Raw genomic sequence first — 14268 nt, 5'->3', positions numbered from 1 at the left:
AAGGGAAAAGTCAGACTCACAGAAATTCTGACCTTTGAGGGCGATTAGATAAAAGAGAAGCCCCCAGGCTTGTCCTAATGGAGGCCTGGGGGCTTCTGCTAAAAATCAACACGATCGGTAAACGGCTTGGGTTCCGACCAGGTGCCTTTTTCATTTTCAGGTGGGGACCGGCTCCGCAGCCGGTCCCCTTTGTCCGGTAGACCTTATCTACGAGAAGGGGGAAAGAAGCATGAGCCAGTTGCCCAAATGTCCGCAGTGCAGTTCCGAGTACACCTATGAAGACGGTGCCATGTACGTCTGCCCCGAATGCGCCCACGAATGGCCGATGGTGGCGGCGGAAGAGAGCGTGGAACTGCCGGTCGTGCGCGACGCCTTCGGAGCGGTCTTGAGCGACGGCGACGCCGTCACCGTGGTGAAGGATCTGAAGATAAAAGGCTCCTCCTCGGTGGTGAAGGTCGGCACCAAGGTAAGAAACATCCGCCTCATCGAGGGGGACCACAACATCGACTGCAAGATCGACGGTATCGGCGCCATGCAGCTCAAGTCGGAGTTCGTCAAAAAGGCGTGACAACCCGGGCGGCGCTCACCTATCATCGTTTTTCCGATTTGGCCTTGTCCGGCAGGGCTTCGGGACCCATGGAACGGGTAAGATGGCTGAAATTCTTCCTGAGGCAGGCCGGGCAGATACCATGGGTCAGTTCGGCACCGGTGAGGTTGCTTAGGTAGACCTCGATTTTCTCATAGAATCCTTTATCGGTCCGTATCGAATGGCACATCGAGCAGATCGGTATCATCCTGCGCAGTTCCCGTATCTCCGACAGCGCCTTCCTCAATTCCCTGTTCGTGGTCTCCTTTTCCGTGAGGAGATGCCTGATTTGCCATACCGCCGAGCTGAAAAGAACCAGTAAGACGCACTTTGTCCCTTCGTCCCAGTAGTAGTAGAAATCGTGGAGAGCGGGAATCCTGGCGCTGTCTTTAACCATGATTATGGCGGCCGCAATGGCTGACAGTGCCAGGGTGGAGGCTTTCCCGGAGTGCCAGGCGACCACGAGCAAGAGAAGCATGTAAAGGGGGAAGAGACTCAGCCTGAAACCGCTGATGTAATCCCAGTATCCGAGAAGAAACAGGCTGCCGGCAAACGTTGCCGTGATGATGGCTGTGTGTAGTTTTCTCATAGCTGGTCCCTTTTTTATTTTAGCACCAACCGACCCTATTGGTGCGGCATCCACTGCGTGCCTCGGCGACTTTGTGTCATGGCCCGGCACCCGCCCGTATTCTTTTTTCCACGCCAGGAGTTTTCGTGCAGATAGTTTTCGGAATAGATTTCGGCACCACCAATTCGGCCCTCTCCGTCTATAGAAACGGGTCCGTCGAGCTGGTGAAAGTTGACGAGCTGAAGGGGGACGGGCTGCTGCTGCGCTCGGTTCTCTACTTCAATGAGGATGACGAGATTTTCGCAGGGCAGCAGGCGATCGATAACTACGTAAACGACGTCGCGGCAGGGCGCTTCATGCAGTCGATCAAGACCTTCCTCCCCAACCGCAATTTCGAAGGGACCGAGGTCTTCGGCCGGAAGTACGGCATCGACGACCTGGTCGCCATCATCCTCCGGAAGATCAAGCTGAAAGGGGAAGCCGCCGTCGGCTGTGCGGTCGACACCGTGGTGCTGGGGCGCCCGGTCCTTTTTTCCGAAGATCCGGAGAAGGACGCCCTTGCCCAGAGCCGCCTGGAGAAGGCCGCCCGCAAGGCCGGTTTCGCGCATGTCCATTTCCAGTTCGAGCCGGTGGCAGCGGCCCTAAGTTACGAGGAGTCCCTCGCCGCGGGCGCCGAAAAGCTCGTCTTCATCGGGGACTTCGGCGGGGGCACCTCCGACTTTACGGTGATGCGGGTCAAAGGGGGCGCCTTCGAGAGGTCGAACAGGCGCGACGATGTCCTCTCCATTGGCGGCGTCTACACGGCGGGGGACAAGTTCGACTCGCAGATCATGTGGGAGAAGATCGCCAAGTACTTCGGCCGGGGTGCGAAGTATAGGGGGATGGGGAAGAGCGACCTCTTCGACGTCCCCCACAGCATCATCCACACCCTCTGCCAATGGCACCGGGTGCCGCTGCTGCGGGCCAGAAAGACCCGGGAGCAGATCCGGCTCATCAAGAATGCCGCGATCGACAGCAAACCGCTGGAAAACCTCGAACAACTCATAAACGACAATTACGGCTTCTTCCTGTTCCAGGCGATTGAGAGGGCCAAGTGCGAACTGTCGCATCAGGAGCAAACGAAGATCTGCTTCAGCGAACGCGATCTTTGCATAGCGGAGGAGATGACCAGGGAGGAGTTCGAGCGCATCAACCGCGATAACGTCGCCACGATAGCGGCGTGCATAGACGAGACGATCAGACGATCCGGAGTCGATTGCGCCAGGATAGATACCGTCTTTCTTACCGGGGGGACCTCACGGATTCCCCTCGTCAGGCGGTTGTTCGAAGAGCGTTTCGGGGCACAAAAGCTTGAGACCAAGAACGCCTTCACCAGCGTCGTCGGAGGGCTCGGGGCCAGCGTCCCGCTATTCGCGTGAGGCGCCGACACCGGTCTCGTTGCCGGCCAGGCCATTCAAAGCCTGGCCGGCCCGCTTTCTGACGTTCAGCGTTGCCCAATGCGGCGCCCGGTCTTCCCATGGTCCGGCACCCGGGCCCCGCGTCGCCCGATTTCCACCAGATCCGTTTCCCCATCGGCCAAGGTTTCGCCGCGGCCCCCCTTCGACATTAGACAACCACTCCCCAGTTCCAGGTAATAGCACCGGTAGAGTGTCCCGGACCCGCCGTCCCTCTCCGGGGCAGTTGTCCCGTACCGGGACGATACGTCGAGGTGACCGGTTCCCGAATCGTCGTAGTCTCGCATGGTTACTGGTTGGCACCGTACGTGCTAACTATCGTTCATCGGGCGAAGGCGACTTAGTCCGCATATAAATTCTGAAACTGCAGGAGGCAGGTTATGAAAAACATAGTGGTCTGGACGGCGGGAATGGTTGTCATCGCGATGTTGGCAGGATGCGGCAGCGGCGGAGGGGGCGCTTCCTCCATCGCTGGAAACCCCCAAAGCCAGGCAGCGACGGTGTCGAGTGGCCAAAGCGGCAACTGTACGGTCAGTTTGAGCCTGTCCAGCGAACTCCCGGTCTCCCCGGCGAACGTGAGGGGGGTCAGCTTCCACTTCGTGGTTCCCGAGGGGATCGAGCCGATCAGTGACAACAGCGGGTACACTTACGGAGGGCGGGTTCAGGTGGCACCTGCCAGCATCGCCCTCGTCGTCGGCGCGGTCCAGGGTGTGGTGGCGGCGAGCTACGATCCGGCGACCAGGGTCCTGGAGTTCGCGCTGGTCGATGATTCCGGGTTCAACGCGTTCGGAAGCACCTTTGCCAACATCGCCTTCCAGCTTTCCGCGCCGGCTGCCGGTACCCAGGCCATCGTCCCCAGCATTCCGGCCGTCGAAGAGGTGCTGGACGAAAGCGGAACGCCCTACGCGGCGGGGACCTTTACGGTGGCGGAGACGGTGACCGTCAACTGAGGGTCCCATCCCAGATCGAAAATCGAAAAGGCACCCGGTTCCGGCCAGGTGCCTTTCACATTTTGACGGACTGCTTCCTAGGGCCTTCTCCTGCCGGTTGAGCTCCGATTCTTTCCATTCGACGCAATTTTTTTCAACCGAAGGGAAGGTGAGGGGGGGCTAGGCGAGGGCTCCTGCCCGCTTCCAGCGACGGTGCACCCAGTACCACTGGGTCGGATGGGCTACCACGTAATCTTCCACGTAACGCGACAGTGCCTGGGTCTCGTTCCTGGTCCCTTCCTCGCTCCGGTCGTCGCCGAGAAGGTGCTCAGGATAAAAGGTGATGACGTGCCGTCCCCCTTCGCGATGGATGAAGACGGGAACCAGGGGGGCGCCGCTTTTGCGGGCGATCTGCACCGGGGCCTTGGAAGCCCATGCCGTGCGTCCCATGACCTCGATCAGTACTCCATGGGCGGGAAAGTCCGCCTGGTCGGCGAGCAGGCCAACCAGGTGCCCCCTCTTCAACTCGGCCAGCATGCCCCTAAAAGCCCCTTTTTTGTAGATAACCCGGCTGTTGTAGCGCATGCGCATCCGCTCCACCATCTGGTTGAAAAATGGGTTTTTCTGCTGGTTGGCTACCACCGCTCCCTCACCGAGGAGGCGACCGATGGCCAAGGCCATCAGTTCCCAATTGCCGCAGTGACCGCTCAGGCAGATCATCCCCTTTCCCTTGCCCCTGGCAGCCTCGAAGTGCTCGCGTCCACGCAACTCGATGTTCGCGACGACCTCTTCCCCTTGGCCGTGGTAGAGCCGGCAGACCTCGATCAGGGACCTCCCCAGGTTCTCAAAGCTCTCTTTGGCCAGGTTCCGGACGTTCCCGCGGGAGGGAGACCAGAGCGGATGGTGCTCCATGAAGGGGAGTGCGCTGTTTATGTTATCCATGAGGACTTTACGGCGGTTGAAGAGGATGAAGGAGATAAGAAGCCCGATTCTGGCAGCGAAGCGGTCACTGATGGCGGCGGGCACCATGGCGGCGGCAAGGGTGAGACAATAAAATGCGGCGGCTTGCACTTTCCAGACGATTCGCTTCACGGCTCCCCTTCTTCCACAATCTGCCATCTCCGGAACGCTACGGTGGGGTCTGACATTTCATCTGTGGTCAGCTATCTTGGTATCGTAACCGCCTGAAGGCGGTGCGGTCGCCGCTATTCGGTTTCCATTACGCCCTGCGCCTCGGAGCCCGGTTCCTCTTCAAGCGAGGACGCGGCCCTCTCCTGTTTGCGCAGCTGTTTTTCTTCCTGTTTCTTTTTTTTCTCCAATTCTTTCTGGCGTTTTTGGAACTTGAAATTGGGCTTGGCCATGTGATCTCCTCAAGGTATCGCCGGCTGCAAAGAGGGACGGTCCGCTGGTGGCCGACGGCAGCGGGGACGGTTTGCCGCCGGCTCGTTTCCGGCAACCTCCCCCCGTTGGACCGAGTCAGAGGCAGTCTTTCTCCACTGCTTGCCGTTGAAAAAATTATTTCCATAGTGCCTGCGTATATATTTAATAGCAAGCGGATTGATATTTTTATGATTTTATCCGAAATGTTTGACTGGCAATTTGATTGTAAACAGCTGTTTGTATTGATTATACCTCCCGAACTGACTGTTTTTTTAGGGCCTTGGGCTGCCGTAAAAAGTATGGGGGACGCCGTTTTTTCCACCTCCCGCCCAGATTATAATGGCTTGCTTTGTTTATACAAAGCTGTTAAACCATAATAAGTCCGGAAAAATTAGGGACAAAAACAGCAGAAATACTTGGAGAAAGAAAGACATGGCAAACGGAACGGTGAAGTGGTTTAACGACAGCAAGGGTTTTGGTTTCCTCGAACAGGAAAGCGGCGAGGACGTATTTTGCCACTTCTCCGCCATCAGCGGCGACGGGTTCAAATCCCTGGTTGAAGGTGATAGGGTGACGTTCGACGTGGTCAAGGGACCGAAAGGTCTCCAGGCCGCCAACGTGAAAAAGGTCTAGTACGGCTTCCCGGCCGCGTGTTCCGCAGCCGGCCAGTCGCTTCACCATTGGACGAGGTCCTGTCATCTGCAGGGCCTCGCGCCTTTCCCGCATCCCCCCCCACAGTACGAACCCTCCAGCCCCCTCACGCAGTCACCTGTGTGGTCAGGGCATCTGGAGACGGTGCTGTCCACAATTCAGAGGAAACCCATATGTCCGTCAAACAAGGCGACGTAGTAACCCATGCCATAGCGACAGCATGGGGCGCTGGCAAAGTGGTCGAGGCGAGCACCGACAGGGTGTCCATCCTGTTCAACGACGGGATCACCCGCAAGATCGTCTGCTCCCATTTCGATAACCTGCTGCCGGCGGCGCATAGTTCCTTCCACCCGGTAATTCTCGAAGAAGCCCCCAAGGTTGCCCCCAAAAAAGCGGTCAAGGCGGCCCCCAGGGGGCAGAAGAGCAAGCACTGAACGCGATCGGCATTGCGGGGCATGGCTCCGCGTCGATCGGTTCCGGTCCGGATAAGGACTTCCCCTCCTTTCTCACTCTTGCCCTCGCGGTGAAAGCAGTTTACCTCTTCGTCCGGATCCTTTTCTTTTCCCGCCCTCTCACCACTGCACCCTTGGCCTCCCCAAACCTTCACGCCGAAGCCTCGAACTGATGCCCCCCCTCTTTCCCGGGCGGCCGATGCCGAAAGCGTCGACCACACCATTGAACACGGACCCGATCATGCCCTCTCTCGATTTCGAGGCGGAAAAAAAGGCCTTCAGGAAGTACTACGAAAGCGAACGCAAAAGATTCGCCGATGCCAGGACCGCCTACATCCGCATCATCGCTTCACTGCTCAACCGGTTGGACGTGGGCGAGGTGACGAAAATCGAAGGCCGGGTCAAGGACAAAGAGGAGTGCATCAGGAAATTTAACCGCAAGTACCTGATGAAGCTCGAAGCCGAGGAGCAACCGTACCAGATCAAGGATTTCATCTCCGACCTGATAGGCGTCCGCATCGTCTGCCTCTACAAGGACCAGATCTCGGCGGTCTCCGAGGTGTTACAGAGCCACTTCAAGGTTCTGGAGGTCACCGACAAGATATCCGCGGTGGAGAGTACCGAGGATTCCTTCGGCTACAAGGGGCTGCACCTCGACCTGGCCCTGAGCGACGAGATGGCCGTCCTGACGAAGTACCAGGCGTGCCGGGACCTTTCCTGCGAAGTGCAGATCCGGTCCATGGTCCAGGATGCCTGGAGTGTGCTGGACCACAAGATCAAGTACAAGAAATCGATCCCCACCGATCTCAAGCGCAGGATCACCGTATTGTCGGCGCTCTTCGAGCTGGCGGACCGGGAATTCCAGGAAATTCGCAACGCCACCACGGAACTGCTGCTGCAGGCGACGGTGGCACCGGTAAGCGACCCTCCCGATGCCGCCCCAGGCACCGCGGGACAGACGGTGACGGCTGCCAGCGGAAAAATCGTCAACGCCTTCAATTTCCTGCGGGTGGCCGGGCATTTCTTCCGCGATTCCGAATTCGAGGCGGACAAGGTCGACACCTTCGTCCAGGACATCCTGGAGCTTGACAGTGGTTTCAAGAAATCGGATCTGCACCGGTGCCTCAACGAGAATTGGAAGGTGGTCAGGGATTACCGCGACTGGTTCCTTGCTGCCAACCCGGAAAAGACCTTCGGACCCTTCACCTCGATACGGCACTGTCTGTACCTTTACGATCAGAAAGCCTTCGGCCCCATCCTCTACAAGGGGACCAGGGAACGTTTCGCAGCGTGGCTGAACGCCTCCAGGGAGACCCCCGCCTGAGCCCGTCGGCCCGGCACTCCATCACCGCCGCATTAAAAAAAGGAGATGAAAAGAAAAATTCGGTTGACATCTAGAGTTTGAATGGTTTAATTTTGCCATCGATTATGATGTTAAAATTTACCAATCTAGAGGTCCCGTATGCCCGCAAAGAAAATCTACCTGCTCGACATGAACTTCTTCAAGCGTTTGCCGCACCTGGAATTCGGGCACTGGGTGGTGTCTTTTGGCGATGCCCTCATCGCCCACCCCGGCTACCAGGCGGAAGGCTCCATCCCCCACCCGTTGGGAAACGGTCCCGCACTGAGACAGATGGGGACCAACTTTCTTGACGTCCACGCCGCCGCCGAGACGAAACACGTCGACCGGGTCAGGGATAGGGACGCCTTGCGGCCGGTCGTCGAACTGCAATGCGCGGGTACGGCCCAGTGGACCGTCTTAAGGTCAGCATTGGAAAACGATGCCAGCCTCATCGCCAACTTGCCGCTCCCGTTCAAGAAGCCGCCTACCCGCTCTTCTGCCGCGTCGGTCATCACCGCGCCTCGTAACCCGAGGGTGAGGCATGGCCATACTACCGTAGTCTTGATCAGCACCGACAAGGTGCCCAAGGCTCGTACCTACGAGGTCGGGATTTGTGTCGGGGGGGATCCGTCACAAGAGTCGTCGTGGTCGATCCTTGGCCCCTTTGACCATTGCCGCCAAATAGAGATAACCGGTCTCGAGCCGGGGAAATTCTATTACTTCCGGGTGCGGTGCTTCGTAGGCGGCGTCTTCAGCCCCTGGTCCGAGATGGTCAGCATCAGGGCTCTTTAACCCGCCCAGCCCACAACAATTCCGGCAACAAACGCAGAAGGCCCTGATCTCACTATTCAGGGCCTTCTGTCATTTCTCCAAGCTTACTGCCGGCCTTCTCCTCTCAGGGAAATGCCTCCCTTTCCTCGCTGCCTGCCGCTTCCTTTCCATGGTCCAAAACCACCGATTTCCTACCAAAGATTGTACTGCACATCGCAAATGGTATTTTCCCCGCTTGAGATTTCATGTCGGCCTCGTAAGATGACCTCTCACCCCGCTGGGATGACATCTCACCCCGCGAGGTGACATCTCGACCCGGTGAGGTGACATCTCGACCCGGTGAGGTGACATCTCGACCCGGTGAGGTGACATCTCGACCCGGTGAGGTGACATCTCGACCCGGTGAGGTGACATCTCGACCCGGTGAGGTGACATCTCGACCCCGTGAGGTGACATCTCGACCCGGTGAGGTGACATCTCGACCCCGTGAGGTGACATCTCGACCCGGTGAGGTGACATCTCGACCCGGTGAGATGACATCTCGACCCGGTAAGATGACATTTCACACCCGTGGGGTGACATCTCACACCGGGGAGATGGCATCTCCCCGAGCCCCGAGCGAGGCAACGGGGCCTCCACTTCCAATGTTGTGGCAGACCAATGACTGCCCATAACCGGCACATTCGTCAACCTTCAAATGGGGACGGCTCGGCCCCCCTCGGCCACTGTTGGCGAACGTCTGCTGCCACCTCCGCGTCAGGTGCCACGACCAGCCTGTAGGGTAATTTTTTTGGCGGACGGGGCATCCGTCGCGTGCAGTGCTCATACTCATATACTCCCGGATTTACGACCAACTTCGTATTGTCCCCTCGATGAATGGTGATACCGTTGAAAGCGTCTCAATCGGTGGTTGGGAAGCAATCAGTAATGGCCGGGCGTATCGCGGGAGGAGATGGCGCCAAAAGCCCAGTGGCAGGTACGTTGGAGGTAGGAAAGGAGGCAAAGATGGTTAACCAAAGAGTCTGCAAGAACTGCATGTCCGTCGTGGTGGCACTGGTTTCCTTGCTCTTTTTCGCGTCGAGCGCGTTTCCGTGGGGATCGGCCACCCATGCCTATATCGACGGCAATCTCGGGAGCAAAACGCCGCTTAAAAACCTCAACGAGATCTACGGGGGCATGGCGCCCGACATCTTCAACTTCTATCCCCAGACCGCTCAAGGCGGCAACGACTACTACGACCTTTACATCCAGACCCACTACAACGCCCTGGGACTCTGGGCGAAGGCGAAAGCGCCGCTGGTCTCGCCACTCGGGAAGGCGGCAGCTTTCGGTTTCGCCAGCCACGCCAACGGCCAACTGGGCTCCACCTCCTTCTATGGCGCCGATTACACCGCCCACGGTCCGGGGGGAAACGATGCCGGGTACTACGTCATTGACAAGGCGATGACGCTCTGGACATACCTGGAACCCCAGCTTCAAGCAAGCGGCATATACCTGGAATACCCGGTCGGGGTGACCGTTTCCCACAGCATCGTGGAGTTCGCCATCGACGTCATGGTGGCCTACCGGATCCCTGAAGGGAAGGGGGTCGGGAAGAAGATGATCGAAGCGACCCTCCTGAGAACGCCGGAGTTCCCCCATCTGCTGGTCAAGGCCTATGGAGGGAGCCCCGGTATCGATGCCATCATCGTCTCGGCCGAGCGGGAATTCAGGAAGACCATGCTGATCTACGGACAGGCGCTGAACCAGGGAACGGAGGCGGAAGCGATAAGCGCGGTGGCGGAACTTTTGGCCGAGCTCGCCTACAGCATCTACGGGATTCCGGTTCCTTCGGCGTTCGTCGCCTCGGCCCTGGTCGGGGCGGAGGAGCTATGCGCCGACGATTACCGCGCGGAGATCAAGGATACCATCACCGCGGTGAAGGCGAAGCTCGCCAGCGCCGGGGTCCGCGACTGAGCCGGAGCGGCCGGCGAGGCCGCTACTCCCTTGAAACGACAAAAGGCACCCGCCGAGGCTGGGTGCCTTTTATGTCGCGGGGGCGTTGGCCCCCCGTTAGCCGACCGTCACGAAGAAGGTGGTTCCGCCGCGCTGCAGCAGGATGAGGAGCGGGGTGTGGCCGGCGGAGAGGGCGTCCAGGAAATCCTGCACTCCCCGGATCGGCTTCCGGTTCACCACGAGGATGACATCCCCCGGGCGGATGCCGGCCGCTCCGGCGGGGCCGTCCTCGTCCACGGCGGTGACCAGCACGCCGCGCCCCCGGGCGATCCCGCTGCGCGCCGCCCGCCGGTGATCGAGGGGCTTGACCGTGACGCCGAGATCCGCCTCCGAGGAGAGCGTTCCCCGGGCCTCGCTCGCCTGCGACGCATCCTTCAGCGTTACCCGCAGGGGGAGCTCCGCGCCGTCCCTGATCACCGTGATGGCGATCTCCTTCCCGACCGGGGCCTCGGCGACGATCCTCGGGAGGTCGTTGGCGCCGGCCACGGCGTGACCGTAGCAGGAGATCACCACGTCGCCGGCGTGGATGCCGGCCGCGCTCGCCGGGCTGTTGGTCATCACCGACGAGACCAGGGCTCCCTTGGGTTCCTTGAGCCCCAGCGACTGCGCGAGCTCCGGAGTCACCGTCTGGATGGAGACCCCGAGCCACCCGCGGGTCACCTTCCCCTTCTCCCTGATCTGGCTGCTGACCGACTTCGCCAGGTTGCTCGGGATGGCGAACCCGATCCCCTGGCCCCCCTGGATGATGGCGGTATTGATGCCGATCACTTCCCCCTGCATGTTGATGAGCGGGCCGCCGCTGTTGCCCGGGTTGATGGGGGCGTCGGTCTGCAGGAAGTTGTCGTAGGGGCCCGAGCCGATCACCCTGCCGGTCGCACTGATGATCCCCTGGGTCACCGTGTGCTCGAGGCCGAAGGGGTTCCCCACCGCGAGCACCCAGTCCCCCACCCGCATCTTGTCGGAGTCTCCCAAGGGGAGCACCGGGAGCCCCCGGAAGGGGGAGGAGATCTTGATGAGCGCCAGGTCGGTCTTGGAGTCCCTCCCCACCACCTTGGCGGTGAACTCCCTGCCGTCGGAGAGCTTCACCTTGATCTCGTCCGCCTTGTCGACCACGTGGTTGTTGGTGATGATGTAGCCGTTACGGTCGATGATGAATCCGGAGCCGAGGCTTTGCTGCTTGACCGCCCGGTCGGGGACGTCATGGAAGAAGTTCCCGAAGAAGTCGTCCGAGCCGGGGGCGCTGCCGTCGCGGCCGAAGAAGTGCAGGAAGGGATCGCCCGGCACGGTGACCGTGCTGGTGCTCCTGATGTTGACCACCGCCGGCTGCACCTTCTCGGCCAGTTCGGAGAAGGAGCGAGGGAAGGCGAGCAGGGCGCTCGGCTTGTCGTTCTTGCACCCTCCCAAAAGCGTTGCGGCCGCCACGAGGAGGACCATGGCGCTCCGGGAGATCATGCGTGTGGTTGCTATGCGTTTCATGCGGTCACCTCTTCCCGGCTAAGGGGCCTAGGGGAGGGTAAAGGCCACGAAGAGGGAGGTTTCCCCCCGCTTCAGGAGGAGCCTCACGGTCGCCCCCTTGGCAAGCCCCTTCAGGGCGTGGTCGTACGCGGCCTTGGTCGTCACGCTCACGCCGTTTACCTGGCTGACCAGGTCGTTGACCTTGATCCCCGCCGCCTCGGCGACGCTGTCCGGGGCTACCGCGGTAACCACCACGGCCGGGTGGAAGGCGATCCCCGCGCTTTCCGCATAGGCGGGTGTCAGCTCCTCCACCGCGAGGCCCGCGGCGCTTTCGCTCGCCGCCGCGGAAGTCGCCTTCTGCTCGTCGGGGAGCCGGGCGACGGTGGCCGTCGTGTCGATCTTCTTCCCGTCCCTCAGCAGCGTGAGGTGGACGGTTTTCCCCACCGCGGTTCCCGCCACCATCCTGGGAAGCTCGTTCATGTCGTGGACGGTCTTGCCGTCGAAATCAAGGATCACGTCTCCCACCTTGACCCCGGCCTTGTCCGCCGCCCCTCCGGGGCTGACGTCGGCCACCAACGCCCCGGTCGGCTCCTCAAGCCCGAACGAGTTCGCCAGTTCCTCGGTCACCGTCTGGACGCTGACCCCGAGGTAGCCGCGGGTGACCTTCTTCCCTCGCTTCAATTGCGGGAGCACCGACTTCACCAGGTTGACCGGGATGGCGAAGCCGATCCCCTGACCGGAGGCGATGATGGCGGTGTTGATGCCGATGACCTCGCCGCGGCCGTTGATGAGAGGTCCCCCGGAGTTGCCGGGGTTGATGGAGGCATCGGTCTGCAGGAAGTCATCGTAGGGGCCCGAACCGATCACCCTCCCCTTGGCGCTGATGATCCCGGCGGTGACCGTGCGCTCAAGGCCGAAGGGGTTGCCGATCGCCATCACCCAGTCTCCTACCCGGATCAGGTCGCTGTCCCCTAGCGGTGCCGGGTGGAGGTTCCCCTTGGGGGTGATCTTAAGGACCGCCACGTCGAGCTTGTCGTCGCTCCCCAGTACCATCGCCTTGTAGTGGTGATGGTCGGAAAGCCGCACGGTTATCTCGTCGGCGTCGGCAATGACGTGGTAGTTGGTGATGATTTCCCCGTCACTGCTGATGATGACCCCCGATCCGAGACTGGTCTGGGCCTGCCTGTGCTGCGGAATGTCGCCGTAGAAGTGCTTGAAGAACTCCTCGAACGGGTCTCCCGACTGGTTCGGCTGCTCGTGGGGCGAGTCGGTTTTGACGTTTTTCCTCGAGCTGATGTTCACCACCGCCGGGGTCAGCTCCTTGGCGAGCTTCACGAAGTTGGGGGCGCCTTGGGCCGGTTCCCCGACCGGGACGGCGGCCAGGCCCGCGGTGGTGGAGCCGATCAAGAGCGCCGCCGCGGCCGCGGCCGTCGTGAGGTACCTGGTGAGTTTCATCGTCCGTCTCCTTTCTGGGATCCGAGGTTCCTGATCACATCGGGGATCGCCTTGTCGGTTACCCCTCCCAGCGCCTTCTGTAGCAGGGCCTGCAACTCCTCGGGCCGGGTCCTCGGGTAGCTTTCCTCGAAGGACGCCTCATACCTCTCGGTCTTCACGAGGGTGCCGGAGCGCCAGATTTCCAGCCGGGCCGAGACCTTGGCCGACGAGGTGATCTTGAACCAGGAGGGAGACTCGCTGAGGTCGATCTTGACGTCGCTCAGCCGCACGTAGGGGCCGGAGACCGCCTCAGGCTGCGCCTCCCCTTTGAGGACCTGGTAGCCGGCCTTTTGTAACTCCTGGGTGAGGGCGTCGGTGACCTGGTCGCGGGGTGACAGCGGCGAGGTTATGTCGTCGATCACCCTGCCGTCGGAATCCTTGACCTCCCCCATCACCCAGCGCAACTGTTCTCCCGCGACGGGGGTGGTGCCTTTGGGGGTGGCCAGGTAGAGCTGGCCGCTTCCCCCTTGAGCCGGCCCGCTCGGGATGTACATGAGATCGATGCGGTGCGGCAGGCTCGTGCAGCCGGCCAGGGCCATAACCACCGCGATCAGCAAAATGGGGAATCCCTTCTTCATGGTGTCCTCCTTGCGTCACGGCTGCCGGGGAGCGTTAGCCTCCCCGGCTTGCGGTCACTTCTTCTGCTCGAGACGGAAGATCTTCTCCGCCTTCTTGGCGGCCTTTTCGGCTTCCTTGGCGGCCTTGTCCGCGGTTTGGGCCGCTACCGCACCCTTCTGGGCGTCGCCGCGCGCATCCCTCGCTTCAGCCTCGGCGGTCTTCGCCATCTCGAGGGCACGGTTCGCGGTGTCCTTGGCATCCTGGATCCCCGCGCGGTCCCCTTTATCCGCTGCCTCCACCTGGTTCAGCTTGGCCTCGGTGGAGGCGAGTCTGCTTTCCAGGGTTCCTACCCGTGCTTCCAGTTTCCCCATCCGGTCGCCCAACGGGTCCGTCTGTCCATGGACGAAGCTTTCCGTCGCGCACCCGGACATAAGCAGCGCCGAAGTAACCAGCCCCATTCCCACCACCGTCATCTTTTTCATTGTCTTCCTCCTGTTGGTTCCGGGCCCCTCGGGCCGGATTCCGGTTTTGACTGCCAACGATTCCAAAATGAAATCTCCCTCACCCGGCCTTCGGCCACCCTCTCCCCTGAAGGGGCGAGGGTATGATGGGGGCTCTTAACCATAGTCATCC

At 60.6% G+C, this 14268-nt stretch carries 16 protein-coding genes; 8 read left to right on the top strand and 8 right to left on the bottom strand.

Annotated features, from left to right (window positions below; translation table 11 throughout):
- The first annotated feature begins 229 nt into the window (after nt 1-229).
- Entirely contained in the window at nt 230-568 is a 339-nt protein-coding gene (locus ACYVL5_RS13945; protein WP_460596186.1) for an alkylphosphonate utilization protein, read from the top strand.
- Between the two features lie 22 nt (nt 569-590).
- Here the strand turns inward: ACYVL5_RS13945 and ACYVL5_RS13940 are convergent, their stop codons facing one another.
- On the bottom strand, nt 591-1175 hold the full coding sequence (locus ACYVL5_RS13940) for a hypothetical protein (protein ID WP_460596185.1): 585 nt from the start codon (nt 1173-1175) through the stop codon (nt 591-593).
- 125 nt (nt 1176-1300) lie between these two features.
- On the opposite strand from ACYVL5_RS13940, the gene ACYVL5_RS13935 reads away from it, so the two are divergent.
- Together ACYVL5_RS13935 and ACYVL5_RS13930 are read left to right on the top strand one after the other, a co-directional pair.
- A complete protein-coding gene (locus ACYVL5_RS13935) occupies nt 1301-2572 on the top strand; it encodes an Hsp70 family protein (protein WP_460596184.1) in 1272 nt (423 codons plus the stop codon).
- 416 nt (nt 2573-2988) lie between these two features.
- Nucleotides 2989-3558 carry a hypothetical protein gene (locus ACYVL5_RS13930; protein WP_460596183.1) on the top strand — a complete coding sequence of 190 codons (570 nt, stop codon included), beginning with the start codon at nt 2989-2991 and terminating at the stop codon, nt 3556-3558.
- A 159-nt stretch (nt 3559-3717) separates the two neighbouring features.
- On the opposite strand, the gene ACYVL5_RS13925 is transcribed toward ACYVL5_RS13930, so the two are convergent.
- Both ACYVL5_RS13925 and ACYVL5_RS13920 read right to left on the bottom strand, forming a co-directional pair.
- Complete coding sequence (locus ACYVL5_RS13925) at nt 3718-4629, bottom strand: lysophospholipid acyltransferase family protein (protein ID WP_460596182.1); 912 nt, start codon at nt 4627-4629, stop codon at nt 3718-3720.
- 113 nt (nt 4630-4742) lie between these two features.
- On the bottom strand, nt 4743-4898 hold the full coding sequence (locus ACYVL5_RS13920) for a hypothetical protein (protein WP_460596181.1): 156 nt from the start codon (nt 4896-4898) through the stop codon (nt 4743-4745).
- 451 nt (nt 4899-5349) lie between these two features.
- Between ACYVL5_RS13920 and ACYVL5_RS13915 the strand changes: the two genes are divergently transcribed.
- From ACYVL5_RS13915 to ACYVL5_RS13900, 4 genes are all read left to right on the top strand, one after another.
- Nucleotides 5350-5550 (top strand): cold-shock protein, encoded by a 201-nt coding sequence (locus ACYVL5_RS13915; RefSeq protein WP_250679175.1) that lies wholly within the window; start codon nt 5350-5352, stop codon nt 5548-5550.
- Nucleotides 5551-5741: 191 nt separating this feature from the next.
- A complete protein-coding gene (locus ACYVL5_RS13910) occupies nt 5742-6002 on the top strand; it encodes a DUF3553 domain-containing protein (protein ID WP_460596180.1) in 261 nt (86 codons plus the stop codon).
- Nucleotides 6003-6261: 259 nt separating this feature from the next.
- Complete coding sequence (locus tag ACYVL5_RS13905) at nt 6262-7344, top strand: GTP pyrophosphokinase (RefSeq protein WP_460596179.1); 1083 nt, start codon at nt 6262-6264, stop codon at nt 7342-7344.
- 138 nt (nt 7345-7482) lie between these two features.
- Nucleotides 7483-8154: a fibronectin type III domain-containing protein gene (locus tag ACYVL5_RS13900; RefSeq protein ID WP_460596178.1), complete on the top strand. Its 672-nt coding sequence runs from the start codon at nt 7483-7485 to the stop codon at nt 8152-8154.
- A 103-nt stretch (nt 8155-8257) separates the two neighbouring features.
- Here the strand turns inward: ACYVL5_RS13900 and ACYVL5_RS13895 are convergent, their stop codons facing one another.
- Nucleotides 8258-8668: a hypothetical protein gene (locus ACYVL5_RS13895; RefSeq protein ID WP_460596187.1), complete on the bottom strand. Its 411-nt coding sequence runs from the start codon at nt 8666-8668 to the stop codon at nt 8258-8260.
- 470 nt (nt 8669-9138) lie between these two features.
- On the opposite strand from ACYVL5_RS13895, the gene ACYVL5_RS13890 reads away from it, so the two are divergent.
- Nucleotides 9139-10089 (top strand): hypothetical protein, encoded by a 951-nt coding sequence (locus ACYVL5_RS13890; RefSeq protein ID WP_460596177.1) that lies wholly within the window; start codon nt 9139-9141, stop codon nt 10087-10089.
- Between the two features lie 96 nt (nt 10090-10185).
- Here the strand turns inward: ACYVL5_RS13890 and ACYVL5_RS13885 are convergent, their stop codons facing one another.
- From ACYVL5_RS13885 to ACYVL5_RS13870, 4 genes are read right to left on the bottom strand one after another with little or no spacing between them, the layout of a single operon-like run.
- Nucleotides 10186-11604 (bottom strand): DegQ family serine endoprotease, encoded by a 1419-nt coding sequence (locus ACYVL5_RS13885; protein WP_460596176.1) that lies wholly within the window; start codon nt 11602-11604, stop codon nt 10186-10188.
- 27 nt (nt 11605-11631) lie between these two features.
- On the bottom strand, nt 11632-13038 hold the full coding sequence (locus tag ACYVL5_RS13880) for a DegQ family serine endoprotease (RefSeq protein WP_460596175.1): 1407 nt from the start codon (nt 13036-13038) through the stop codon (nt 11632-11634).
- Entirely contained in the window at nt 13035-13655 is a 621-nt protein-coding gene (locus tag ACYVL5_RS13875) for a YajG family lipoprotein (protein ID WP_460596174.1), read from the bottom strand. The genes ACYVL5_RS13880 and ACYVL5_RS13875 overlap by 4 nt, the downstream gene beginning before the upstream one ends.
- A gap of 54 nt (nt 13656-13709) precedes the next feature.
- Nucleotides 13710-14117 (bottom strand): hypothetical protein, encoded by a 408-nt coding sequence (locus ACYVL5_RS13870; RefSeq protein ID WP_460596173.1) that lies wholly within the window; start codon nt 14115-14117, stop codon nt 13710-13712.
- Nucleotides 14118-14268: the final 151 nt, after the last annotated feature.

The organism is Geomonas sp. Red276, assembly GCF_054784495.1.
This window is presented reverse-complemented; position numbering and strand designations above follow the sequence as displayed.